This window comes from Candidatus Pantoea gossypiicola (assembly GCF_008632075.1).
GTDB lineage: Bacteria > Pseudomonadota > Gammaproteobacteria > Enterobacterales > Enterobacteriaceae > Pantoea > Pantoea gossypiicola.
This window is the reverse complement of record NZ_VWVM01000001.1, coordinates 296,643-321,045: the sequence shown is the minus strand read 5'-3', so window position 1 is coordinate 321,045 and position 24,403 is coordinate 296,643. Positions and strand designations below refer to the sequence as shown.

General features: G+C 53.4%; 21 protein-coding genes and 1 CRISPR repeat array. Of the genes, 16 read left to right on the top strand and 5 right to left on the bottom strand.

What is annotated here, in order from left to right; translation table 11 throughout:
* The first annotated feature begins 15 nt into the window (after positions 1–15).
* The 6 genes from F3I20_RS01310 to F3I20_RS01285 all read left to right on the top strand — a co-directional run bounded on the left by F3I20_RS01310 (position 16) and on the right by F3I20_RS01285 (position 8,178).
* Positions 16–768: a phage minor tail protein L gene (locus tag F3I20_RS01310; RefSeq protein WP_150019218.1), complete on the top strand. Its 753-nt coding sequence runs from the start codon at positions 16–18 to the stop codon at positions 766–768.
* A 10-nt stretch (positions 769–778) separates the two neighbouring features.
* Positions 779–1,486 carry a C40 family peptidase gene (locus tag F3I20_RS01305; RefSeq protein ID WP_370461290.1) on the top strand — a complete coding sequence of 236 codons (708 nt, stop codon included), beginning with the start codon at positions 779–781 and terminating at the stop codon, positions 1,484–1,486.
* Between the two features lie 66 nt (positions 1,487–1,552).
* Positions 1,553–5,308, top strand: a complete 3,756-nt coding sequence (gene gpJ / locus F3I20_RS01300; RefSeq protein WP_150019220.1) for a TipJ family phage tail tip protein — start codon at positions 1,553–1,555, stop codon at positions 5,306–5,308.
* The gene (locus F3I20_RS01295; RefSeq protein WP_150019221.1) at positions 5,308–6,375 is read left to right on the top strand and encodes a DUF6453 family protein; all 1,068 of its coding nucleotides are present in this window, start codon (positions 5,308–5,310) and stop codon (positions 6,373–6,375) included. The genes gpJ and F3I20_RS01295 overlap by 1 nt, the downstream gene beginning before the upstream one ends.
* Positions 6,376–6,437: 62 nt before the next feature.
* Positions 6,438–7,697: a tail fiber domain-containing protein gene (locus F3I20_RS01290; RefSeq protein ID WP_190286007.1), complete on the top strand. Its 1,260-nt coding sequence runs from the start codon at positions 6,438–6,440 to the stop codon at positions 7,695–7,697.
* A 169-nt stretch (positions 7,698–7,866) separates the two neighbouring features.
* Positions 7,867–8,178 (top strand): hypothetical protein, encoded by a 312-nt coding sequence (locus tag F3I20_RS01285; protein ID WP_190286006.1) that lies wholly within the window; start codon positions 7,867–7,869, stop codon positions 8,176–8,178.
* 424 nt (positions 8,179–8,602) lie between these two features.
* Here the strand turns inward: F3I20_RS01285 and F3I20_RS01280 are convergent, their stop codons facing one another.
* From F3I20_RS01280 to F3I20_RS01260, 5 genes are all read right to left on the bottom strand, one after another.
* On the bottom strand, positions 8,603–9,682 hold the full coding sequence (locus F3I20_RS01280; protein WP_150036953.1) for a fimbrial protein: 1,080 nt from the start codon (positions 9,680–9,682) through the stop codon (positions 8,603–8,605).
* Entirely contained in the window at positions 9,667–12,105 is a 2,439-nt protein-coding gene (locus F3I20_RS01275; RefSeq protein WP_150036954.1) for a fimbria/pilus outer membrane usher protein, read from the bottom strand. Before F3I20_RS01275 ends, F3I20_RS01280 begins: the two co-directional genes overlap by 16 nt.
* Positions 12,105–12,812: a fimbrial biogenesis chaperone gene (locus F3I20_RS01270; protein ID WP_150036955.1), complete on the bottom strand. Its 708-nt coding sequence runs from the start codon at positions 12,810–12,812 to the stop codon at positions 12,105–12,107. The genes F3I20_RS01275 and F3I20_RS01270 overlap by 1 nt, the downstream gene beginning before the upstream one ends.
* A gap of 56 nt (positions 12,813–12,868) precedes the next feature.
* Complete coding sequence (locus tag F3I20_RS01265) at positions 12,869–13,468, bottom strand: fimbrial protein (RefSeq protein ID WP_150036956.1); 600 nt, start codon at positions 13,466–13,468, stop codon at positions 12,869–12,871.
* Positions 13,469–14,066: 598 nt separating this feature from the next.
* Positions 14,067–15,002 carry a formate/nitrite transporter family protein gene (locus F3I20_RS01260; protein ID WP_150010630.1) on the bottom strand — a complete coding sequence of 312 codons (936 nt, stop codon included), beginning with the start codon at positions 15,000–15,002 and terminating at the stop codon, positions 14,067–14,069.
* Between the two features lie 242 nt (positions 15,003–15,244).
* Between F3I20_RS01260 and ccmA the strand changes: the two genes are divergently transcribed.
* From ccmA to mlaA, 10 genes are all read left to right on the top strand, one after another.
* A complete protein-coding gene (ccmA, locus tag F3I20_RS01255; protein ID WP_150010628.1) occupies positions 15,245–15,862 on the top strand; it encodes a cytochrome c biogenesis heme-transporting ATPase CcmA in 618 nt (205 codons plus the stop codon).
* Positions 15,862–16,521 (top strand): heme exporter protein CcmB, encoded by a 660-nt coding sequence (gene ccmB, locus F3I20_RS01250; RefSeq protein WP_150010626.1) that lies wholly within the window; start codon positions 15,862–15,864, stop codon positions 16,519–16,521. Before ccmA ends, ccmB begins: the two co-directional genes overlap by 1 nt.
* A 67-nt stretch (positions 16,522–16,588) precedes the next feature.
* Positions 16,589–17,329, top strand: coding sequence for a heme ABC transporter permease (locus F3I20_RS01245; protein ID WP_150010624.1), 741 nt, complete (start codon positions 16,589–16,591; stop codon positions 17,327–17,329).
* Positions 17,326–17,559, top strand: a complete 234-nt coding sequence (gene ccmD, locus F3I20_RS01240) for a heme exporter protein CcmD (RefSeq protein ID WP_150010622.1) — start codon at positions 17,326–17,328, stop codon at positions 17,557–17,559. The genes F3I20_RS01245 and ccmD overlap by 4 nt, the downstream gene beginning before the upstream one ends.
* A complete protein-coding gene (gene ccmE, locus F3I20_RS01235) occupies positions 17,556–18,041 on the top strand; it encodes a cytochrome c maturation protein CcmE (protein ID WP_150010620.1) in 486 nt (161 codons plus the stop codon). Before ccmD ends, ccmE begins: the two co-directional genes overlap by 4 nt.
* A complete protein-coding gene (locus tag F3I20_RS01230) occupies positions 18,038–19,996 on the top strand; it encodes a heme lyase CcmF/NrfE family subunit (RefSeq protein WP_150036957.1) in 1,959 nt (652 codons plus the stop codon). The genes ccmE and F3I20_RS01230 overlap by 4 nt, the downstream gene beginning before the upstream one ends.
* Positions 19,993–20,550 carry a DsbE family thiol:disulfide interchange protein gene (locus F3I20_RS01225; RefSeq protein WP_150010616.1) on the top strand — a complete coding sequence of 186 codons (558 nt, stop codon included), beginning with the start codon at positions 19,993–19,995 and terminating at the stop codon, positions 20,548–20,550. Before F3I20_RS01230 ends, F3I20_RS01225 begins: the two co-directional genes overlap by 4 nt.
* Positions 20,547–20,999 carry a cytochrome c-type biogenesis protein gene (locus F3I20_RS01220; protein ID WP_190285899.1) on the top strand — a complete coding sequence of 151 codons (453 nt, stop codon included), beginning with the start codon at positions 20,547–20,549 and terminating at the stop codon, positions 20,997–20,999. The genes F3I20_RS01225 and F3I20_RS01220 overlap by 4 nt, the downstream gene beginning before the upstream one ends.
* Positions 20,999–22,210: a c-type cytochrome biogenesis protein CcmI gene (gene ccmI, locus F3I20_RS01215; protein WP_150010614.1), complete on the top strand. Its 1,212-nt coding sequence runs from the start codon at positions 20,999–21,001 to the stop codon at positions 22,208–22,210. Before F3I20_RS01220 ends, ccmI begins: the two co-directional genes overlap by 1 nt.
* A gap of 147 nt (positions 22,211–22,357) precedes the next feature.
* Complete coding sequence (gene mlaA, locus F3I20_RS01210; RefSeq protein ID WP_150019223.1) at positions 22,358–23,122, top strand: phospholipid-binding lipoprotein MlaA; 765 nt, start codon at positions 22,358–22,360, stop codon at positions 23,120–23,122.
* A gap of 359 nt (positions 23,123–23,481) precedes the next feature.
* Positions 23,482–24,364: direct repeats of the CRISPR family, unit length 29 nt; unit sequence GTGTTCCCCGCGTGAGCGGGGATAAACCG.
* Positions 24,365–24,403: the final 39 nt, after the last annotated feature.

Sequence of the window (24,403 nt, the reverse complement as noted above, 5' to 3'; positions counted from 1 at the left end):
AGCAGGAGACAACCTATGGCACTGACCAGTGATTTTCAGAAACTGGAACCCGGCAGCCGCATTCAGCTGATCGAAATCGACGGCAGCGCGTTCGGCGCAGACGTTTTGCGTTTTCATGGACATGGTATTGCACATACCGCCGCAGAAATTGCCGCTGCAGGTGGAGATGAGTCGAAACTGCCGGCGAAATCAGTATGGTGGCAGGGCAATGAGTACCGGGCGTGGCCGTGCGAGATTGAGGGTGTGGATGCATCCACGGATGGCAAGGCTTCCTCTCCAAAACTCACTGTTGCGAACCTGGACGGTTCAGTGACAGCCATCTGCTCAGCCTATGACGACATGCTGCAGGCAAAAGTCACCATACGGCACACACTGGCCCATTATCTTGACGCCAGAAATTTTGAGAACGGTAACGATCGCGCCGATCCGTCTCAGGAGGTGCTGCAGGTATTTTATATCGACAGTAAAAGCGGTGAGACGAACGCCAGCGTTGAATTCACGCTCAGTTCACCGGTAGACCTGCAGGGATTACAGCTTCCGAACCGTCAGCTGCATTCGGTCTGCACCTGGTGCATCCGGGGATGGTACCGGACAGGCAACGGTTGTGGCTGGAATGGCAGCACGTACTATGACCGCTTCAATAATCCGGTAGACGATCCGTCAAAAGACGTCTGCTCCGGGCTGGTCTCAGCCTGTAAGGTCCGTTTTGGCGACAATAATCCCCTGGACTTCGGCGGGTTCAGTGGTACGTCTTTGATCAAAAGCTGAGGGGAAAATGATTACAGAAGACCTTAAAGGGGCCATTTTGCATCATGCTGCAGCAGCTTACCCGCATGAATGCTGCGGTGTGGTGGTTATTCAATCCGACGGGCATGGCCTGTATCTGCCCTGCAGGAACATCGCACCAGATCCGGAAAACGATTTTGCTATCCATCCTGAAGATTACGCCGCAGCGGAGGAAATGGGTCAGGTCATCGCGGTAGCACACAGTCACCCGGACGCATCAACCCGACCCGGTGAGACAGACCGGGCGCTTTGCGATCTGTCTGGCCTGACATGGTATATCGTCAGCTGGCCGGAGGGTGATTTTCGGGTGCTGCTGCCGCGCGAAGAGCTACCTCTGGTGGGCAGGCCGTTTGTACTGGGTGTTTATGACTGCTGGGGACTTATCATGAGCTGGTACCGGCAGTCGCTGGGTATCGAACTGCCTGATCACCGGGTGAACTATCCCTGGTGGGAGCAGGGCGAAGACCGCTATATGGATAACTGGCACAGCACCGGGTTCAGGAAATTCAGCGGTCCGGCGCGGACGGGCGACGTTGTACTCATGAAGGTTGGCGCTCGGGTGGTCAATCATGCCGGCGTTCTGCTTGAAGACGGCATGCTGCTTCATCACCTGTATGGCCACCTGAGTCAGCGCGTTGTCTTTGACGACAACTGGCGCAGCCGCACGGAAATGATTGTCCGGTATCAGGGTAACTTCTGACCCCCTGCTTTTCTTCACAAATCCTCTTCCGCGTCACTCTCAGATAATTTTCAGCAGGACATTCCTATGTCAGATATGACAAAACGCAGGGTGCGTCTTTATGGCGTGCTCGGGAGTACATTTGGGCGGGATCATGAGCTCGTTGTCGCGACGCCGGCGCAGGCCATCAGAGCTTTATGTGTGCTGATACCCGGGTTTGAGCATTACCTCAACAGCAGCCGGCGGCGCGGGCTGGTGTATGCCGTGTTCAGCGGACGGCGAAATCTTAGCGCAGACGAACTGAATCTGGACGGCAGTGACAGTGATATCCGGATCGTGCCTGTCATTATCGGCAGCAAGCGGGGCGGCATGCTGCAGGTGATTATTGGTGCTGTGCTGGTAGTAGCCGGATATTTCACCTTTGGCACTACTTCATCAATTGGTATGGCGATGATAGCCAGTGGCGTGTCTATGGCGGCAGGTGGCGTAGTACAGATGCTGTCACCGCAGATGACCGGTCTGGCGAAGAGCAGCGATGAAAAGGCCAGTTATGCCTTTGGTAGTCCGACAAATACTTCTTCTCAGGGTTACCCTGTCCCCCTGCTTTACGGAAAGCGACGTATTGGCGGGGCCATTATTTCAGCCGGAATCTATGTCGACGATCTTGATGCGTACCAGGCTCAGAGAGCATCCGGGACGATAACTCCAGACGCCCGTGGTGCAGAAAAGGGTGATCTGCAGTCCATCGCCGTTGCGCGTGTACTGGTGGCGCTGGGGGAGGGGGAATTCGCCGGCGGTTTAACAGATCAGAGTATCTTTCTGAATGGCACAGCGCTGGCAGGCAGCGACGGTACCAGCAACTTTGGCTCAGGTGTTTCATGGGTATTTCGCCCGGGAACACAGGATCAGGAATATATTCCGGGCATTCCCTCAGTCGAGAATGAAATATCGGCCGGCAGCGTGGAGGTCACCACTGCGAAAAGCTGGGTTCATACTCTGACGAATACCCAGCTGTCGGCCGTCCGGCTGCGCCTGAAGTGGCCGTCATTGTTTCATCAGAAAGATGACGGTGGTGTTGGTGGTTATCGGGTTGAGTACGCTATCGATTTACAGGTTGATGGTGGAAGCTGGCAGACCGTCCTGACGGATGCAGCAGATGGACGGGCCATGTCCGGATATGAGCGTACTCATCGTGTTGCTTTGCCGTCCGGGGCTAAAACGTGGACGGTGAGGGTCAGACGTCTGTCAGCAGACACAACCGATGAAAAGATCGGCAGCAAAATGACGCTGGAGAGCTATACCGAAATCATTGATGCTAAATTCCGCTATCCGCACACCGCACTCCTTTATATCGAATTTGACGCCTCAACCTTCAGCGGACAGATACCCACGATTACCTGTGAACCGGCGGGTCGTATTATCAGCGTCCCCTCCAACTATACACCGGAAACGCGCACGTACGCCGGCACCTGGGACGGCACATTCAAGCAGGCCTGGACGGACAACCCTGCATGGATATTTTATGACATCGTGGTAAGTGAGCGGTTCGGCCTTGGGCCACGGCTGAGTGCGGCAAATACCGATCGTTATGAACTTTACCGCGTCGCGCAGTACTGCGATGCGCTCGTGCCGGATGGGCTGGGCGGAAGCGGTACCGAGGTCCGGTATAAGTGTGATGTCTACATTCAGACCCGTGAAGACGCATTTACTGTTCTGCGTGATTTTGCATCCATGTTTCGCGGGCTGACCTGCTGGTACAACAACCAGCTGGTAGCGCTGGCCGACATGCCACGCGATATGGACTGGACGTTCACGCGGGCAAACGTGGTGGACGGGCTGTTTACCTACGCCGGCAGCTCAGTGAAAAGCCGCTACACTACCTGTCTGGTGACCTACAGTGATCCGGATAATGCCTGGCAGGATGCTGTCGAGGCTGTCTTTGAAAGTGATCTTGTCACACGGTTTAATGTGAATCAGCTTGAGCTCAGCGCGGTGGGTTGCTCGCGACGCTCGGAAGCTAATCGTCGTGGACGATGGGCCGTACTGACCAATAATGGCGACAGGACCGTTGAGTTTAAGGTGGGCCTGGACGGAAACATTCCGCTTCCGGGTTACATAATTGGCGTGGCTGATGAGATGTTTTCCGGCAGGGTTACGGGAGGGCGGATCAGTGCCGTGAACGGGCGAAGCGTCACCCTGGATCGGGTGCCGGGTGCTGCTGCCGGTGATCGGCTTATTCTCAACCTGCCTTCAGGGGTGGCCCAGAGCCGCACGATAGAGTCCGTCAGCGACCGTACAGTAACAGTCAGCACAGTCTGGAGCGAAACGCCGGAAGCGGAGGCAGTTTGGGTCGTTGAAGCCGACGATCTGTACGTTCAGCAGTACCGTGTTATCAGCGTTACGGACAACAATGACGGGACATTTACTATAAGTGGCATCCATTACGATCCGGATAAGTTTGCCCGCATCGATGATGGCGCAACCATACCCAACCGCCCCGACAGTGTATTGCCGATTACCACCCAGCCAGCACCGACTAACATCGTCATCAGTGAAACCTCCGCTGTTTCGCAGGGACTGAGTGTGGCCACAATGCACGTCACCTGGGACAAAGCAGCAGGCGCTATTGCATATGAGGCACAGTGGCGTCGGAACAGCAGTAACTGGATATCCGTTCCCCGCTCATCGGTCACAGGATTTGACATTTCAGGTATTTACGCAGGTCAATACCTGGTGCGCGTGTGCGCTGTTAACGTTGCGGATGTCTCAAGCACCTGGGTGTACTCAGATGAAACCACGCTCACGGGCAAGCAGGGTAACCCGCCGGTACCGGTTGGGCTGAGGGCGACAACAGACCGGGTGTTTGCCGTCGAACTGACCTGGGGATTCGGTGAGGATTCCGGCGATACCAGCTATACCGAAATTCAGTATGCCACGCGCGCGGATTACAGTGACGCCACGCTACTTTCAGATGTGGCATATCCCACACATAACTATCTGCAGAGTGGTCTGGCGGCCGGGGTGACGTTTTATTACCGAGCCCGGCTGGTGGACAAACTGGGTAATCAGTCGGACTGGACAAGCTGGGTTCAGGGGGCATCTTCGTCGGATGCCTCAGATATTCTCGGCGACATCACCGAAGCCATAGAGAATTCGCAGGCATGGCAGCAGATGAACCAGAATATCGATCCGCTGGCAGAGGCGGCTATTGAAAATGCGCTGGCCAACGATGCAGATATTCAGCGCTGGCGGAAAGAAAACGGCAAGGTGGTGGCCCAGATTGTGGAAATCCGCACGACTGTTGCTGACCAGGATAAAGCCTTCGCGCAGTTCGAGCGTGACGTGGGCGTGCAGTTTAATGACATGTCGGCAGCTGTGGACACCAAAGCCACGGCTAAGTTTGACGCCACAGGGCAGGGTTTCGCCTCCTGGGATACTGGCGCACAGGTGACTTATAACGGTCAGACGGTTTCTGCCGGTCTCTCCATCTATGCCGAAGTGGATGGCGGCAGCATTACGGCCGGCGTTCTCATTAAGGCAGAGCAGTTTGCGCTGATGCAGCCCAGCGGCAGCGGCTGGCTGTCACCATTCGCGGTAAAAAATCAGCAGGTCTTCATGAATCAGGCATTCATTGAAGATGCCTCGATCACGAATGAGAAGATCGGTAACTACATCCAGTCTGTGGGGTATGACGGTAAAACCGGATGGCGCATTGATAAAGGTGCCGGCTTCTTCTTTGGTGCCGTTGATTCTGCCGGGGCAGGTTCGATCCGGCTGGACGAAACCGGCCTTGCGGTCATGGACGGTGCCGGTACTGAACGCTGTAAGCTGGGGAGGTTGTAATGACTTACGGATTACGCATCACGCCGGATGACGGGGGTAAATCCTTGGTCCTGGACGGCAGCACTCGTTATATCTCATACCTGGCTTCATTATCCCTCAAAAGTGGCGACAAAACACGACAGGTGAAAGCTCCGCCGTCAGGTTCTGCCGCGCTGGTGGTGCCACGAAAACTGGTGTCAGTATTTCCCACGGTGAACCAGCCGGTGATGTACTACCTCACTGGCTGGAGTCTGGCTGCTAATGGAACGTTTACGTACAGCGTCGGGGGCGGTGATGACGTGCAACGCTCAACGCTTGATATTGCCGATGTTGATATCTTTTCGGTGGCTGGCGGGGCCGGGGTCGGTGGGTACGGCATCAGGATCACAAATGGCGCGGATTTTATGGAGGTGAACGACACCAGTTATCTGGGGTATGTGACTTACAGAGCGACCATCAGCATTACCGATCGCTGGCCCATCCCCGCAGCGGTGCTGGCGCTGGGCAGTTCTTACGTGGTCTTTGCACGGTGGAATAATACGGATAATCCGCTGTTCCTCAACCGCGATAATAACAGCATTGAGGTTTACAGCGCGTTTGCCGCTACGGAAGGTTCAAAGGTAGGCGGCACGGTCAGCAATGTTCAGATCGTCATCGTCTCCTGCGGGTATTCCCCGGCCCTGCCTGCATCCGGCTACGGGCTGGTGATCCGGAACGCCGCCGGGCAGATTACGTTTTCCAGCAAATTCCCGCCGGTCATGTACCGGGGCGCATCATACAATTTTTCATACTGGCAGAACTTCGATACCAGCGGGGGCGAAGTCCTGAGCTGGACCAGTCCAACCGGTGACGTTTCGCAGCCCATGATCCCGCTGTGCAGTATCGGGTTACAGCGCGGTGATTACAGCCGGTCGCAGGGGGGCTGGCAGTACCGTATTGTGCTCTATTCGGGATTTAAAATGAGCGGGAATTCGGTTTCTGTCGCCAGAGCACGTTCAGCGGGTTCAGAAGCTGCCGTGCCGATGTTCGTTAAGGCGATGCAGGCCGCATGTTCGCTGCCCTGCCTGGACGCGGCAGACTACTTCTGACAGAACTCAGGAAAATTCAGGGCCACCGGAGACGGTGGCTTTTTTTATGCGAGGAATATTTGATGGCATGGTACAGAACCGGCACGATTGCCGCAGCAAAAGACAGTAAAACCGTTACCGGCACCGGGACAAAGTGGGCGGACAACAAACAGGGGATTGGAGCCGGGCAGATGCTGCTGGTACCGGGCAGCGGCAGCGTACAGGCTTATGAGATTGCGTCGGTTAGGAGTGATACTGAGCTGACCGTGACGGAAGCAGTTGCCAGCGAAATCAGCGGCAGCGCCTACGCTATCCTGGCATTTTACGGTAACTCCTATCCGGACTTTGCCCGCCAGCTGGCCGCGCAGTTGAAATACTATCAGTCCCAGATGGACGGCTGGCAGGAAATTATGACGGGAACCGGCGACGTCACGCTGGTGGCACCGGATGGCACTAGTGTGACCATCAGCAGTCTGAGCAAGCTGACGTCTGCTCTCGCAGAACGTGCAATAACAGGCAGCAATGCTCAGTTTTCAGGACTGGAGTTGATGTCTCAAACGCCCTACATAGACTTTCATTATAATAAATCTGAGGCTGACTATAGCGTCAGGATGATTTGCACGGAGCAGAGCGCACTGGAGCTGACCGCAGCCAGCGGAAATGTTTCACTGCACGTTAACGGAGGAATTCGCGCAGGGGGCGCGAATAATCCCGGTGGAATTAATTTATACCGGGGCAACGGTGATGCATCAAGCCTGTGGGGAGTAAATGCCAGCGATGGTAATTTTAACATCGCCAGAGGCCCCAGTGCCGGTCTGAATGTGGTCATGGGTGATGCGTATCTCGACAAAGTTAAGGGGATTTACACAAAACGAGGTGCGTCAGGAGTTTATGGCGCTAACAAATATCAGTTCTACTGGACCGGAACGTTAATGGAATGCTGGGTTGATGCCAGTGGAGTCGGTACCCTGCAACTAACACCAATGTCAGACCGGCAACTAAAAAAGGATATTGTGTATCGGCACGATGCTCATAAGGCGCTTGATGAAGTGTGTAAGTGGCAGCCCGCTGATTTCAAAATGAAGGCACGCGGTATCATTCCAGAAACAGCAGACCAGCTCGGGTTTATTGCAAATGACCTTGTGAAAGTTTCACCTGAATGCGTTGGCGGCAAGGGATTACCGGAGGATTACGATATCGAAGCTGATCCTAATAATTCCGACGCATATTTTCTTAATCAGGTTCCAATGATTGCCAAACTGACACAGGCAATACAGGCCCAGCAGATAATGATAAAAGAGCTTCAGCAGCGGTTGTCAGTTTTAGAAAACTCCGGAAGTTAGATTGTCTATAAATGAATCGCTGAATGCCGCATGAATTAAACACAAGTCCAGCCCCGGCAGCCTGAAATTTTGGGACAACCTCAGCTTTACAATTTTGCCTGCCTTTTCGTCTTGATCAAATCTACCGATCAATATTACTGTTTATCTATACAGTTTTCGAGATTGGTCTATGCGCAGATTTTCAACTGGTGGCTATACGTTCTACATACTGCAACGAGGCGAGCGGGCACCTGACCCGCTGGCTGATACCGGATTTTGTGGGGCTTATCTGATCTGGCCGCGAAAAAATGGTTACTGGGATGTTCGTGAGTTCATCTCAGGGCAGTGGCAGGAGATAACAGATGTGCAGTTTGACACTGAGAGTGCAGCATTTAGTTTCGTCTATGAACAATACCGCATTCGTGTTAAGGCTTACATCCGAAAGGTTGATGCAAGGCATGAGGGTCTAAAAGATTTAGCTCTTCCAGAGATAAAGTCTTGACGGGGATTAAGATGAATCTCAGTTTATTTATAGCTTGACCAAATAAGTCTCAAGTACAAACGCCAGCGCTAGACTGTTGGCGCTTATTCACTGATAGAGCCTGAGGCAAGGGGGTTATTAAGCATATTTTGGAAGGCTGAACCGCTGCGGAGGGGAATTCTGTGTACATATATGGGTACCTAAAAAATAAATAGTCCAAGTCAATGCATTGATTTATATGTTATTTTTTATTTTATTTGCTTTACCCATTTAACTAAGAGGACTGCGGCGTGCAGTATAGCGAAAGAGGTCTGAAGATTCACCAGGTTGCCGTGCGTTTGCTCATTCCTCCAGCAACACTGCTTTTATCTCTTCCTTTTGTTGCTATTCAGGTCGTGACGGCGAAGGTGCTAAACCCAAAATAAGCGCATCGCCGCCAGTAAGCTTACTCATATTCCATGTAGATAATGATGGTGCCGACCACGGTGCCAGGCGACGCGTTTGCTGCATCAAAAATTTTATAGCGTGCACCAATATCGATCGCCGTCAGCGATGAAACGAGATCCTTGCCTTTGGTCATCGCTGCCAGTGAGGTGGATGCAGAGTCATAACCGGTCGTGAATTTTAATGGATCAGAAAGGGTGTTAAACAGTTGAAATCCAATGCCTGAAGAGGTTGACGATGCATTCCTGACGATGTAGTTGGCGCTATCAACGATATCGTTACTGTAGGCTCTCAGATTGAAAGTTTTCGTGGCCTGACTGTTTATGCTTCCGCTACAAGAGAGAGGGATAGAGAACTGCGTATCTGAATAATCACCGGATTTCAGAGTAAACAGCGTTGTTGAAGGTAAAGTGAACGATTGGCTCTGAATGCTACAGGTGGTGCTAACCGGAACAAACGCCACATTCACCGATGCAAATGCCTTAAGTTCATTATATGAGGCGGATGTTGCTGAGTCTTTAGTTGCTACAAATCCTCGCAGTGCGCTGGCGGTGGGATAAAGAGTGCTGCCGTTCGATGAGATCAAATATAACAACGGAATTTCAGCGTTGCCGGTGGTTGTAGCTGTATCGTAAGTAGTGCCGTCAGCGATTTCAGCATTGACAGTGATATCAGTATCAAAATCTGAGGCGGGATAATCCTGGCTGATGAAACCTACACTGAATAGCTTACTTGTAACGGGAATAGACGCTGTAAACTTAATATAATAATCTTCATCGCCAGATGAAAACTTAACCGTATAGCCATCTTCAATCCCATTACGGTAATAGAGGGTTTCACCGCTGGTCTGGCATCCCAGTTTAAAACCGGTAAAATTTGAGCTTATGGTCACTGAATAATTACTTGTCAGTGAAAGCATGTTTGCCAGATCGATATCACTTGACGTGGAAGTCGCCACGATAGAACTGCCAGTTGCCAGACTGTATGGGTTGCAAAAAGCTAGCGCCTGATTAATCGAAGCGATCGCGAGCCCAAAAAATATTCCCGAGGCGATTAACAGATTCTTTATAAACGTGTACATAGATTATCTCCGGTAAGAACCGCGTTTTTAATCACGCAGGACTGCTGTTTATCGAACCGCGCAAGAATATAGTCAGGCAGGGCATCAGCTTTGACGTAAATCAGGCCGCCCTGAGCTACAAAACCTAACTCTGCTCCTTTTCGGTCAAAGAGCGAGGCACCAAACGCCAGCGGTGTTCCATCAGGGTGACGGGCCAGTAATGAAAATGTTTTTCGCGTATCGGTCATGTATTTCACATAAGAAATACTGCCTTTCCAGGGTGCGATTTTTTTAATATTCCCCTGAATATCACTGGCGGATTCAGAATTAAGATGAAATGTATTTTTGCGCCACGGCGTCGCGAAGGGCACCAGCGCCTTACCCTGACTATTTGTATAAATTGTCGCGTTACCATTAACTTTCGCACCAGCAATGCCCGGCGCATCAATAATCACGAAGTGATTACCGGTCTGTGGCGACGTTAGCAAACCGTGCTGAGAGAGCAGTATAGTACCCGAAGCCGTCGCGCCATATTGGGTATATTTCTCACCCTGTGTCAGATTCCCGGTAAAGGTCGACCACGGAGATGCATAAGAGAAATAACCGCCAGAAGAGACACCGTCACGGCTTCGATTATTCACTAACAGGTTATACCTGAACGCGTCTGAAACTTTCTCATTCCAGCCCAGAGAGGCGCTTGACTGGCTTCCTTCAACACTGGATGAGGCACTGACTGTGCCATCGTGCCCAAATATGCTCCAGGGAATGCTGAGTGTTAAACTGGCATACTCTTCCTGGCGATAAACCGCATTACTGCGATTCTCTTCGTATGTTTCTGCATTAGTGTAAATTCTTTTGCCTGCATTCAGTGACCAGGAAATCTGATTATAAGTGTTGCTCCATCCCACACTGAACTGGCGAGAGACCTTGTCAGTATTCCAGTAACCCACAGCATAAAGGCTGGCGTTTAAACTGCCATAACCTGCGGGCAGGCGTTGATCAATAGCCAGATTAAGACTGTTCTTTTCCTGAGCTCGGTAGCCTATACGGTCGCTGATATATTCAGCAGCGGTGTCCGCCTGACTCAGAGTAATGAAGTTTTTGTCGCTGTAAGAGGCCGCAACAGTGACTGATGTTCGGGTTGGAAAATGTTTATTCAGCGCCACCCTGACTTTCTCACCTTGCTGCTTTTCTTCTGTCAAATTTGCCTGGGTATATTGATAGCTGGTAGTCAGCGTACCGAGCCACGGAACAAGCAGACCGGTACCGATCAGTCCTGACTGGTATTTTTCGGCAGCAATGACACCGGTAACCATTGTTAAATAATTGTTAATGCCCCGACTATACTCTGCCTGAACAAAATCATTCTGCCTGAACAGGGCGTCACTTTTAAATTTACCGGCATATATCTCCCAGTCGGTGGAGCCGCTTCTTAGCAGGCTGCCTGCAGCCGAGTATGGGATGATGGTCGTGGTTTTACTGCCATCTGCGTTTTCAATAACGAGTGAGAGGTCAGAACGTGAGCCGGTTGGCATAAGGTCAGCAAATTCAAAAGGACCTGGGGGAACGCTCTGCTGAAAAACAACCCGGTTATCCTGTAGCACCTTAACAATCGCATTGGTTTGTGCCACACCGCTGATGACGGGCATATAGGTTCGGTAGCTGTCAGGCAACATGGCGAGATCTTTAGTCAGACTGAATCCGCGAAACTTAACACTGTCGAACCAGGATGAGCGGGTGTAATCGTCACCCACTTTAACTGCCGAGTTGATCGCCGGAATCGATTTCTCAAGATAGCGAGAACGGTTCATCCAGCGGGAAGTGGTCTGATTGCGATAGTAATAGCTATTGTCGCGCAGATGCCAGTCAGCCACGTTAAAGCCGCTATTCAGGGTCAGATAAAGATTGGACTGGTTATTACTGTCACGGTATTTACCGCCAGAAAAGATGGCACTGTAGTTCGTGAATAACCCTGTGATTCCCTTATCCCACAATTCTGGCGGCATCCAGTTGCGGTCGTGCGCAATAATACGTGCCTGCGGGACGGTAATATCCAGCTGGAAAATATCCTGACGAAACTTAAGCGCGTCGTCAGTGACAATATCCTGCAGGTCAACCCAATCCTGGTTCAGCGGCGTCAGTTTCTTATCATGTGCGTCAGGGTCGGTTTTGATATCTAAAGCACTGATATCTTCTCTGGGAATAAGAAAGACGCCATTCCCTTCCACTCTTAGCTGATGATTACCTTTCCACTCTTTATTAACATAAATATCCACGCTGTAGATGCCAGGAGAGATAGGGTTTCTCTCGCTGGACCAGGCTTCATTCGAGGCGCTACCGAGCATAAAGCCCTGATTGAATTCTTCCTCAGCATAGCTGCGAATGCATACAGCGACGCTGATGAAAAGTAACGTTGTTTTTAGAAGAGTCAGTCTGGTATTCATTAGCGGCTGATATCAACTGTTCTTAAAGTTCCGAAATCATCAATGTATGTCAGATAAAATTTTCCCTGGGTTGAGAAACCTGCAGACTTACCAACAGAGGCGCAACTAAAGGGTTTTGCCAGTACGGATTCCTGCAGCAGATTATCTTTTTTACTGCCATTTTTGACTTTGCTTAATCCGGCAACGGTGACGTAATAGGGTGAGCTGTTTTTAATACAGGTGCCATTGTTATCACGCGTCAGCTTCAGGTGATCCTGCAGTTTATTTTGATTGATGCTCAGATTAGTTGGACGATAAAAAACTTTGACGCGGTTTCTGATAGCAAACTGGAGGTAGCTACCGCTTTTATCTTTTGGATTCGGTGGGATATCGATGAAATTCAGCCAGAATAGGCTTTCACGATCTTTTGGCAGTGAGGCAGCCAGATCATTTTTGACTACAGTCAGAATCTGACCATCATTGGCACCGATGCGAACTACGGAAGGCACAACGGCCAATGCCAGCCTGAGGTTTTCAGGTTTCTCATCAGGATTTCCGTTGTCTATCCATGACTGAACAAGATGAGCTTCTGCTGATTTATTGACGAGCTGTACGTTGACGCTTTTCTTGTCACCACTATAGATAACACGCGTATTATTCATCACGACGCTGGCGTTTGCGCTTAATGAAAAAATGCATAGCAGTGTGCCTAAAGAAACGAGTTTCATTTTCAGTCCTCATTTTTTAGACATCCTTGTCTCAGCGAAATATCCTGTTTTTACAATTATTCGTAAGTGAAGGTGTAAGTTGCAGTGGTCACCACTGAACCGGCTTTTACTGCTGCGCCGCCATAGTTGTAATAGTTGGCGTAGTAGTTAATGGCACCGCCTGGTGCAGTATCAAAGTTTGTGCCGTCTGAAGAGGTGGTTTTCAGGCCACTGTCCAGCGCGGAGTTCAGCGCAACCAACTGGCTGCCATCTTTAGTAATACCGATGCCCACGCCGCTTGAGGTGCCAGTCGTGTTTTTCAGGTAGGTGTTGTCATCAGAGACATTCCCGCCTGAAAAAGTGATTTTCAGCGTCTGCGCTGTAGCGCTGGTGCTGTCAAAACCTGAACAGCCATCTACGTTCAGCGTGAACTGTTTTGCATTAGTGCTGACTACGCCAACGGTAGTGCCCATATCGGTGCTGGTGACCGGATTTAAATCAACCGCAAAGTCACTTCCGCTGTTGGTTGTTACGTTACAGGTTGCATCTGTTACTGCACCATAAAAGGTGATGGTGCCACCCCCGACATCAGCAGTAGTAGAGGTGGCGAAAGCGACCTGGCAGGTCATTAACAGGGCAATTCCTGCAGTGATTTTATTAAGCGCTAATTTTTTCATTTTTATAATCCTTTTGTTGAGTCAGATTAACGTGACGTGTATTGACACAATAAAAAGTCTCTTCAAGTGGTGACGCAGGGTTTATTACCTGGTCCTTGTTGTGTGCAATTAACAGGAAATAAGTTGATGCGGCAATAAGCTCTATTTTCAGAAGTCAACTTAATTAATTCCTCCTTAATAAATTAAAGTGAATAAATTAAGTGATTTTCCAGTCTGGCGTATACTGTGTCGCATCAGGAATCGGCCTTTCCTGTTAGCGGTAAAGGTAACAAAAAATCGGGTGGGGGAATATATGTCTGGCGTTATATATATTTATTCAAAAGCTAATAAACTTTAATTTTGTGGGAGGGTAATGTTGGGTGGAATCTGGTTTTATTAACATGCTTTCCAGAATGAGAATTGCCCACGAATAATCAAAACTAAATTGACATGAAGTGAATTTAATTTACGATACGTTCGCGCTAAGCGCAAATGATAATGTCTACTATTGGGTATTTGTCTATTCTCAGCTGGCGACGCTATGCTTTATATTCAGCCGCAGGCTTTCAAATCGCCATGCAGTGCAAAAAAGCACAGCATGGCGTTGATCCGACCGCTATTACTCGGTGTTTTCCTGCGCTTCACGCTGGCGGCGCTTCTCCTGCTTCCTCTTTTCGGCCTTGGCTTTAGCCACGGCGGCTTCACTCATATCATTGCGGATTTGCGCATGGCTTATCAGGGCAAAAATCAGGGTACCACCGGTAATGTTGCCGAGCAGCGTTGGCAGGGCAAACGGCCACAAAAACTCATGCCAGCTGATGCTGCCATTGAAAACCAGATAAAGCACTTCTACCGAGCCTACTACGATATGCGCCAGATCACCCAGCGCAACCAGCCAGGTCATCATGACAACAACCAGCAGCTTAGCGCCCCCCGCAGAGGGAAACATCCAGACCATAGTGGCGATAATCCAGCCTGAAATCACCGCATTGGCAAACATCTCACCGGGAGTGTTTTCCATCACCTTCATACTGATATCGGTAAACGCCTGGCGGGTAGCCTCATCAAATATCGGCATCTCATTGAATGCCAGCGCACCGAGTGCCGTACCGATTAAATTTCCGAATAAAACAATGCTCCATAACCGCAACAGCAGACCCGCATTACTCCAGGTCGGTTTGTGCATCACTGGTAACACGGCGGTAACGGTATTTTCAGTAAACAGTTGCTGGCGCGCCATAATGACAATAACAAAACCAAAGGTATAACCGAGGTTTTCAAGCAGGAATGCGCCCGGTACGCCATCCAGATGCACCTGGAATATCCCTTTAGCCATCAGCGAGGCGCCCATAGACAGGCCCGCCGCGATAGCTGACCAGAGCAGCGCCATACCGTCGCGCTCCAGCTCCTTTTCTCCATCCTGGCGAATTTCCTCATGGATCGCCGCTGCGCGGGAGGGTAAAGCCTCCTCATCGACTTCGATGTCAGTGCCCTTGTCCTTCTCTTCGCTTTCTACGTCGTTAGGACCCTGTTCGTTACCTGATGAAGGCTTCATATTTTCTCCTGGTGATAGTGCTGTAGCGTAATAAGCGTAGTCGTTTTTTATTTGCTGAGAATGTAACAATCAGTGCGAATAAGCGTAACAACGTTTTTCGGAACTGCATTTTTATTCAGACTTCTGACGATACCGCACGAATAAGCTACTGGCAGCGAAACTGAGCGGTGGCTCACACTTCGGCCCACAGCAACATTGTGGTAATATCCCGGCCACTTTTAGCTGGTGCGATTCTCCCCTCGATGTTGGAAATCATTACGCTCACTTGTGCATACGATGAACGCGCGCTGTTCCGACGGCTCTCTTTTTGCGTCTCTGCTGGTGACATTGTGCAGATTGAAGGCCCGAATGGTGCCGGTAAGACTTCGTTATTGCGCCTGATGGCTGGCCTCAGCCGTCCTGAAGAGGGTGAAATACGCTGGCAACAGCAGCCAATCCTGCGGCAGCGTGAAACCTGGCACCAGGCAATGCTTTATCTGGGCCACCATACCGGTGTCAAAGGCGTGCTTACGCCGCTGGAAAATCTGCGTTTTTACCATCCCGATTGCAGTGATGCGCAGATCTTTGCTGCGCTTGAGTGTGTCGATCTTACGGGCGATGAAGAGGTGCCGGTCAGCCGGTTGTCGGCGGGCCAGCAGCGTCGGGTGGCGCTCGCGCGCTTGTGGCTAAGCCATGCCAGCCTGTGGATCCTCGATGAGCCCTTGACCGCCATCGACAAAGCGGGAATTGAAAAATTAATGGCGCAATTCGTCCGGCATGCCGATAACGGCGGTGCAGTGATCCTGACAACCCATCAGGATTTGCCTGCGGATGCAGCACGGGTGCGTAAAATTCGCCTCGGCGACGAGGAGGCAGAGTGATGCTGTTTCGCCTCATCCAGCGTGAATTGCGCATTGCCTTTCGCAGCGGTGCGGATGTGGTTAATCCGCTCTGGTTTTTCCTGATTGTCATTACCCTGTTTCCGCTGGGCATCGGACCGGATCCGCAACAGCTGGCGCGTATTGCGCCGGGCGTTGCCTGGGTTGCCGCACTGCTGGCGTCGCTGCTGGCGCTGGAACGGCTATTCCGCGATGACTTCAGCGATGGTTCGCTGGAGCAACTGGTGCTGCTGCCAACGCCTCTTCCGCTAACGGTTATCGGCAAAGTGGTGGCGCACTGGCTGGTTACCGGCGTGCCACTGATTATTCTGTCGCCGCTGGCTGCGCTGCTGCTGTCGCTGGATTTTAATGGCTGGCGGGCGATGGCGCTGACGCTGTTGCTAGGCACGCCAACCCTGAGTTTTCTCGGTGCCATTGGCGTGGGTCTCACGGTAGGTTTACGACGCGGCGGCGTACTGTTAAGCCTGCTGGTGCTGCCGCTGGCTATTCCTGTCCTGATCTTTGCCAGTGCGGCGATGGAGGCGGCCAGTCAGGGATTGCCGACGGGGGGCTATCTGGCCATTCTTGGCGCGATGCTGCTGGGCAGCGCTACGCTCGCGCCGTTTGCTACGGCGGCGGCGCTACGCATTACTTTGCAGTAACCGGCTTGTACCAGCCGCACGTGAAAGACGCGGCAATACTCTTTTATCGTTAATGTGAGCATCTGATATGTGGAAAGCGTTACATCAGCTGGCCAGACCCGAACGGCTTTATCAATTTTCGGGTCGACTGGTGCCCTGGTTTGCCGTTGCAGGGCTGGCGTCATTGCTGCTGGGCTGGGGCTGGGGATTCGGTTTTGCTCCTGCCGACTATCAGCAGGGCGACAGTTTTCGCATCATGTATATCCATGTACCCGCCGCGATGTGGTCGATGGGCATCTATGCCTCAATGGCTATCGCCGCCTTTATTGGTCTGGTGTGGCAGATGAAGATGGCCGATCTGCTCTCTGCCGCCATGGCACCCGTGGGGGCGGTTTTTACCTTTATTGCGCTGGTCACCGGTTCTGCCTGGGGCAAGCCGATGTGGGGCACCTGGTGGATCTGGGATGCGCGTCTGACGTCGGAGCTGGTGCTGCTGTTCCTCTATATGGGCGTTATCGCGCTTTATCATGCTTTTGATGATCGCCGCACCGCAGGCCGGGCCGCCGGCATTCTGATTCTGGTTGGCGTGGTCAATCTGCCCATCATTCACTTCTCGGTGCAGTGGTGGAATACCCTGCATCAGGGCTCGTCAGGCCTTCTTCAGCAGGCGATTGCGCCCGTGATGCGAACCCCCCTGCGCTGGGCAATCCTGGGTTATCTGCTGCTGTTTATCACGCTGACCCTGATGCGGTTACGCAACCTGATCCTGTTAACTGAACGTCATCGTCCCTGGGCGTTAGATGTGGCGAAGCAGGGAGAGCAGGCATGACCCCGGCATTTACCTCCTTGCACGCCTTCTTTGCGATGGGCGGTTACGCCTTTTACGTCTGGCTGGCGGTTGCCTGCACGCTGCTACCGCTTATCGGCCTGACGCTGCATACGCTGTTGCTGCGCCGACGCCTGCTGGCTGAGATCCGCCAGCGTGATGCACGGGAACGCCGCATCCGGGTGGCGAAAACGAAAAAAGCCGTAGCTGATGCGGCAGGAGAGACACTGTGAATATCCGTCGACGCAACCGCCTCTATGCGGCAGTGGCGATCCTGCTCGGCCTTGGCCTGGCCACCGCGTTGGTCATGTATGCGCTGCGCTCAAACATCGATCTGTTCTATACCCCGGGTGAAATTCTCTACGGCAAAGGCGAGGCGCACGAGAAGCCTGAAGCGGGCCAGCGACTGCGCGTCGGTGGCATGGTGATGCCCGGCAGCGTCCGGCGCGATCCCAATACGCTGGCGGTATCGTTCAAACTTTATGATGCACGCGGCGTGGTCAGCGTCAGTTTTGAAGGCATCCTGCCGGATCTGTTCCGGGAAGGGCAGGGCGTTGTCGCACAGGGCGTGCTGACGACGGGCAACCAGATTATCGCCAAAGAAGTGCTGGCGAAACATGATGAGAAATACACGCCGCCGGAGATTGAAGACGCGATGAAGCAAAATCACACCGGCCCGCAATCGCTCTATCAGGCGGGAAATAAATCACCATGATGCCCGAGATTGGTACCTTTCTGCTCTGCCTGGCGCTGGGGCTTTCGCTGCTGCTGAGCAGTTATCCGCTGTGGGGTGCAGTGCGCCAGGATGCCCGTCTGATGGCAATGGCGCGTCCGTTGGCCAGCGGGCTGTTTGTCTGCATCGCAGCGGCGTTTGCGCTGCTGGTCTGGGCCTTTATCAGCAACGACTTTACCGTTGCCTATGTCGTCACGAACTCCAACAGCCTGCTGCCGGTCTACTACCGCATCGCCGCCACCTGGGGCGCACACGAAGGTTCACTGCTGCTGTGGGTGCTGCTGCTCAGCACCTGGACACTGGCGGTGGCGATCTTCAGCCGCGGGATGCCGCAGGATGCACTGGCCCGCGTGCTTGCCGTCATGGGAATGATTAACCTCGGCTTTCTTCTGTTTATCCTGCTGACCTCTAATCCGTTTAGCCGCACGCTGCCGGACTTTCCGATAGACGGGCATGACCTGAATCCGATGCTGCAGGATATCGGTCTCATTTTCCATCCGCCGCTGCTCTATATGGGCTACGTCGGCTTTTCGGTGGCGTTTGCCTTTGCCATCGCCTCACTGATGGCCGGACGGCTCGATACCGCGTGGGCGCGGTGGTCACGTCCCTGGACCACCGCGGCCTGGGTCTTTCTGACCATCGGTATCGTCCTCGGTTCTGCGTGGGCCTATTACGAGCTCGGCTGGGGCGGCTGGTGGTTCTGGGATCCGGTTGAAAATGCCTCATTTATGCCGTGGCTGGCGGGCACGGCCCTGATGCACTCGCTGGCAGTCACCGAAAAGCGCGGCACCTTTAAAGCCTGGACCGTGCTGCTGGCGATTACCGCGTTTTCGCTGAGTCTGCTGGGGACATTCCTGGTACGATCCGGCGTGCTGGTGTCAGTGCATTCTTTTGCCTCCGATCCGGCGCGCGGGATGTTCATCCTTGCGTTTCTGGTCATCGTTATCGGCAGTTCGTTGCTGCTCTACGCCATTAAAGGCGGGCAGGTGCGTGGCCGGGTTCAGAATGAAACCTGGTCACGGGAATCGTTCCTCCTGGGTAATAACGTGCTGCTGATTGCTGCAATGCTGGTGGTGCTGCTCGGCACCCTATTGCCGCTGGTGCATAAGCAACTGGGGCTGGGCAGCATCTCGGTCGGTGAACCCTTCTTCAACACGATGTTCAGCTGGCTGATGGCACCGTTTGCTTTGCTGATGGGGATCGGCCCGCTGGTGCGCTGGCGTCGCGATGAACCCCAGAAGCTCGCAAAACGGCTGGGGCTGGCGCTGATTGTCACTCTGGCCTGTTCCATGATCGTTCCCTGGTGGCTGCAGGATCGCATTGCGGCGATGACTGTGGTTGGTCTGCTGATGTCGCTCTGGATTATCGTGCTGACGCTGCTGGAACTGCATGAGCGCGCCACCCATCGTCATCCGTTCTTTGTGGGTTTACGTCACCTGTCACGCAGCCACTGGGGCATGGTGCTGGGCCATCTTGGTGTGGGTATGACGGTGATTGGCATTGCCTTCAGTACGCAGTACAGCGTGGAACGCGACGTGCGGATGAGAGCGGGTGATAGCGTCGATATTCATCACTATCACTTTGTCTTCCGCGGCGTGCAGAATCTGCAGGGACCTAACTACAGCGGCGGCATGGGCATCATTGACGTCACCCGCAACGGCAAACATGAAGCGACGCTGCAGGCGGAAAAACGCTTTTACACCGCCGCCCGTACCATGATGACCGAAGCGGCGATTGATGGCGGTTTCAGCCGCGATCTCTACGCGGCGCTGGGCGAAGAGCTGGAGGATGGCGGCTGGGCTGTGCGCATCTACTACAAACCCTTTGTCCGCTGGATCTGGTTCGGTGGTGCGCTGATGGCGCTGGGCGGGCTGTTCTGCCTGTTTGATCCCCGTTACCGTTCGCGCAAAAAAGCAGAAGCGGAGGCACGGACATGAACAAGAAAATCTTGTTTATTCCCCTGATGCTGTTTCTGCTGCTGGCGGCCGCGCTGCTGTGGCAGCTAACGCGTAATGCCGATGGTGACGATCCGACCCGTCTTGAATCGGCTCTGATTGGCAAACCGGTGCCGCTGTTCCGGCTGGAAGCCCTGGATCAGCCGGGCAAAACGTATGATCAGCGCGTGCTGACAGATGGCCAACCGATATTGCTCAACGTCTGGGCGACCTGGTGTCCGACCTGCCGCGCTGAGCATCACTATCTGAATACGCTGGCGGAGCAGGGCATTCGTGTCGTCGGATTGAACTATAAAGACGATCGTCAGAAGGCGGTTAACTGGCTGAATACGCTGGGCAATCCCTATGCGCTAAGTCTCTACGACGGCAACGGCATGCTGGGGCTGGATCTCGGCGTCTATGGTGCGCCGGAGACTTTCCTGATCGATGGTAAAGGGATTATCCGTTATCGCCACGCGGGCGATCTCAATGCGCGCGTCTGGGAGCAGGAAGTGAAACCCTTGTGGATGAAATACAGTGCGGAGGCGGGATCATGAAAATGCTGTTACTGCTCTGCGGCCTGCTGTTCAGCATCAACCTGTGGGCAGGCATCGACACGCTGCAATTTGACTCGGAGGCCCAGGAAGAGCAATACCGCGATCTGACCGCGTCACTGCGCTGTCCGAAATGTCAGAACAACAGCATCGCCGACTCGAATGCCATGATTGCCGCCGACATGCGGCTGAAAGTTTATGAGCTGATGAAGCAGGGGCAGAGTCGCCAGCAGATTATCGACTACATGGTGGCGCGCTACGGCAACTTCGTCAGCTATTCGCCACCGGTCACGCCTTCAACCCTGATTCTGTGGGCGGGTCCGGCGCTGTTTGCGCTGCTGGGTGGTGTGGTGATCATCCTGCGCAGCCGTCAGCGCAAAACCCGCAGTGAGCTGGATGAAGATGAGCAACAGCGTCTTAATGCGCTACTGAAGTCTGACAGGAAGCCGTAATGAGTGCATTCTGGATTACCCTTTTTCTGTTACTGCTGGCGGCCTGCACGCTGTTTCTGGCCGCAGGCTGGCGGCAGCGTCAGGCCAGCGCAGGCGATCGCGATCGCCTGAATCAGCGTTTCTATCATCAGCGGATAGAGGAGCTGGCGCAGGATGAAGCGCAGGGCGTCGTTGCTGAGCGTCCGCTGATGGAACGGGAGCTACAGCAGACGCTGCTGGCGGATATCCCGCCGGCACAGACGCTGCAGTCACACAGCAGCCGCCGCTGGATTCTGCTGCCAGGCCTGATTGTGCTGGTTGCGGTTTCGCTGGGCACTTATCTGAAAACCAGCGGCCTGGCACAATTCACCGGCTGGATGCAGGTGCAGCAGGCGTATCCTGAGCTGCGTGCCCGTCTGATGGACCCCGGCGCAAAACCGCTGAGCATGGAGGAGCTGGCGCGTTTACAGCTCGGATTACGTACCGCGTTGCAAACCGAACCGGATAATCTGGCCGACTGGACAATGCTGGGACGGCTCGGCATGGTGCTGAATAATGCGGAAATTGCCAGCCAGGCTTTTGAGCATGCACTACAGCTGGCCCCCAACGATCTGGCGCTGAAGCAGGATTATGCAGAGGTGCTGACAAGATCCGCCGATCCGCAGGATAACCGTCAGGCATCACTGCTGCTGCAATCCTTGCTTAAAGCTGATCCGCAAAATCTGCGGACGCTGAGCCTGCTGGCGTATAACGCTTACGGTCAGCAACAGTATGATCAGGCTATCGATGCATGGCAGACTCTGCTGGGTCTGTTGCCTGCCGGTGATTCGCGACACGCGATGATCGCCCGCAGTATTGAAAAGGCCCGAAGCGATGCCGGGCAGCAGAGTCGTCAGCTGGCGCTGACAGTGACGCTGACCCCAGAGGCAGAAAAAATGTTACCGCAGGACGGAGTGTTGTATATTTCGGTTTCTGACGGGGATTCACCGGTACCGGTGGCGGTTAAGCGTATGCCGCTCAGCCACTTCCCACTGTCGCTGACGCTGGATGACAGCAATGCCATGATGCCGGATCGCCTGCTTTCGGCGCAGCATCAGGTTGAGGTTCGGGTGCGGATTTCCCGCGATGGCAGCGCCAATCCGCAGCCAGGTGACTGGCTGGGTCTGAGCGCGGTGACACCCTGGGATGGGCATCAGCCGATCGCGGTGGAGATCAATAAGCAGCTACCCTGAACGTCAAAATGATAACGTTAAAAATGATGCGTGCTATTGCCTGCTGCCTCTGGCACAAAGTCAGCTATGCTCATCGGATAAGCCGATACGACAGGGCTGTGACCTGAACGATGGGCTGACCTTTTTCATCCGCACAGGGAGATTGGAATGAATTATCGCCTGACCAGCCTGGCTGTCGCCAGCGTCCTTCTGGTGGGTTGTGCCAGTTCAAAGCCGGCAAATAGCGATCCTGCGCAGCGCAGCGATCCATTTGAAGGCTTTAACCGCACGATGTTTAACTTTAACTACAACGTGCTGGATCCGTACGTGCTTCGTCCGGTCGCTGTGGCATGGCGTGATTATGTGCCGGTCCCGGCGCGTACCGGCCTGAGCAATTTTCTCGGCAACCTGGAAGAGCCAGCCAGTATGGTCAACGCTATTCTGGTCGGTAACGGACGTGATGCGGGCATTCACTTTACCCGTTTCTTCCTGAACAGCGTGCTGGGACTGGGCGGTTTCATTGACGTTGCCGGTAAAGCCAACCCGGAGCTGGCGCGCGAAGAGCCGCACCGTTTCGGTACCACGCTGGGTCACTATGGCGTCGGCTACGGGCCTTATGTTGAACTGCCTGCTTACGGCAGCTTCACGGTTCGTCAGGATGGCGGTGACTATGTTGATACGCTCTATCCGATCCTCGGCTGGCTGACCTGGCCAATGTCGATTGGTAAATGGACGCTGGAAGGTATTGAGACCCGCGCTCAGTTGCTGGATTCTGATGCCATCCTGAAACAGCAGAGCGATCCGTACGCCTTTATCCGTAACGCCTACTTCCAGCGGCACGACTTCCTGGCGCGTGGCGGTAAACTCAAGCCGGAAGATAATCCTAACGCAGCCGCGATTCAGGATGACCTGAAGGATATCGATTCGCAGTAATGTTACGGTCCTTAAAAGGGCGCGTCACATACGTCGTTTTGATTTTATTGCTGACGTCTTACCCGGTCTGCTGTAAGACCGGGTAAGAACAGAGTTCAGGTTCAGGCTCTTCCTGATCGCCCGATTCTCGTCGTTCATGCTATGGAAAACTTTTCTCTTCTGCTTTTACTTCTGACTTAATTCGTAACGACCTTTCCTGTTTGGGGCTGTTATTAACCTTCTGCCTTCCTGAATAACAGTATTTTTTCGACAGATTTGGTGTCTGAGAATAACGGCTCATAGGGGCAGATCCGGATGTAAAATTCGGTAGAATTTTCTGGTGCGAAAAAACGCTTTGTAATCAGTCGGATAATTTTAGAGTGTTCCCCGCGTGAGCGGGGATAAACCGGCACATGTAAGCCCGCCGCGTGCGGGCTTTAAGTGTTCCCCGCGTGAGCGGGGATAAACCGGTCTCGCAATGAGCAAATACACAGACTGTATAGTGTTCCCCGCGTGAGCGGGGATAAACCGCTGACTCTTCATGGCTGGCTGATTCATGAAGCGTGTTCCCCGCGTGAGCGGGGATAAACCGACCTGTCTGATTTTGAGCGGGATATTAAGGGCGTGTTCCCCGCGTGAGCGGGGATAAACCGAGTACTTCTTTCGCCCATCATTCACAGCGATGGTGTTCCCCGCGTGAGCGGGGATAAACCGTTGGCGGCGACTGGATCGCAGATTGGGAGGCTGTGTTCCCCGCGTGAGCGGGGATAAACCGTGCGCTGGTGCCTTTGACGCGATATCCGTCGGGTGTTCCCCGCGTGAGCGGGGATAAACCGGCTTAACAGTCAGGCCGGTCAGGTACTGGCTGGTGTTCCCCGCGTGAGCGGGGATAAACCGAACAATTCGAGAGGCTAGAGTGACGATACCCGGTGTTCCCCGCGTGAGCGGGGATAAACCGGTTGAGCCCGTGTCCGGCTGACGCGGGATGCAGTGTTCCCCGCGTGAGCGGGGATAAACCGGATTCAGCCTGCGCCTTGTCAGCGGAGAAGAAGTGTTCCCCGCGTGAGCGGGGATAAACCGCGTGGCGCTACCCATGCCCGGGTAACGCCGGAGTGTTCCCCGCGTGAGCGGGGATAAACCGGAGTATGTGGGCAGTGCCATTACGCTGACGCTGTGTTCCCCGCGTGAGCGGGGATAAACCGGCGCAGAGCTAATAGAAATTGACACAGAACGAGTGTTCCGCACGCGAGCGGGGATAAACCGCCGCGATAAACCTGTAATGAAAGAGTCCGGGAAAGGTGA

Bases quoted from the DNA above. Each gene is read 5' to 3' on its own strand.
- ccmI (WP_150010614.1), top strand. From the start codon at position 20,999: ATGAGTGCATTCTGGATTACCCTTTTTCTGTTACTGCTGGCGGCCTGC.
- ccmA (WP_150010628.1), top strand. From the start codon at position 15,245: ATGTTGGAAATCATTACGCTCACTTGTGCATACGATGAACGCGCGCTG.
- F3I20_RS01310 (WP_150019218.1), top strand. From the start codon at position 16: ATGGCACTGACCAGTGATTTTCAGAAACTGGAACCCGGCAGCCGCATT.
- F3I20_RS01225 (WP_150010616.1), top strand. From the start codon at position 19,993: ATGAACAAGAAAATCTTGTTTATTCCCCTGATGCTGTTTCTGCTGCTG.
- mlaA (WP_150019223.1), top strand. From the start codon at position 22,358: ATGAATTATCGCCTGACCAGCCTGGCTGTCGCCAGCGTCCTTCTGGTG.
- F3I20_RS01230 (WP_150036957.1), top strand. From the start codon at position 18,038: ATGATGCCCGAGATTGGTACCTTTCTGCTCTGCCTGGCGCTGGGGCTT.
- F3I20_RS01275 (WP_150036954.1), bottom strand. From the start codon at position 12,105: ATGAATACCAGACTGACTCTTCTAAAAACAACGTTACTTTTCATCAGC.
- F3I20_RS01295 (WP_150019221.1), top strand. From the start codon at position 5,308: ATGACTTACGGATTACGCATCACGCCGGATGACGGGGGTAAATCCTTG.
- gpJ (WP_150019220.1), top strand. From the start codon at position 1,553: ATGTCAGATATGACAAAACGCAGGGTGCGTCTTTATGGCGTGCTCGGG.
- F3I20_RS01260 (WP_150010630.1), bottom strand. From the start codon at position 15,002: ATGAAGCCTTCATCAGGTAACGAACAGGGTCCTAACGACGTAGAAAGC.
- F3I20_RS01245 (WP_150010624.1), top strand. From the start codon at position 16,589: ATGTGGAAAGCGTTACATCAGCTGGCCAGACCCGAACGGCTTTATCAA.
- F3I20_RS01280 (WP_150036953.1), bottom strand. From the start codon at position 9,682: ATGTACACGTTTATAAAGAATCTGTTAATCGCCTCGGGAATATTTTTT.
- F3I20_RS01285 (WP_190286006.1), top strand. From the start codon at position 7,867: ATGCGCAGATTTTCAACTGGTGGCTATACGTTCTACATACTGCAACGA.
- ccmD (WP_150010622.1), top strand. From the start codon at position 17,326: ATGACCCCGGCATTTACCTCCTTGCACGCCTTCTTTGCGATGGGCGGT.
- ccmB (WP_150010626.1), top strand. From the start codon at position 15,862: ATGCTGTTTCGCCTCATCCAGCGTGAATTGCGCATTGCCTTTCGCAGC.
- F3I20_RS01220 (WP_190285899.1), top strand. From the start codon at position 20,547: ATGAAAATGCTGTTACTGCTCTGCGGCCTGCTGTTCAGCATCAACCTG.
- F3I20_RS01265 (WP_150036956.1), bottom strand. From the start codon at position 13,468: ATGAAAAAATTAGCGCTTAATAAAATCACTGCAGGAATTGCCCTGTTA.
- F3I20_RS01290 (WP_190286007.1), top strand. From the start codon at position 6,438: ATGGCATGGTACAGAACCGGCACGATTGCCGCAGCAAAAGACAGTAAA.
- F3I20_RS01270 (WP_150036955.1), bottom strand. From the start codon at position 12,812: ATGAAACTCGTTTCTTTAGGCACACTGCTATGCATTTTTTCATTAAGC.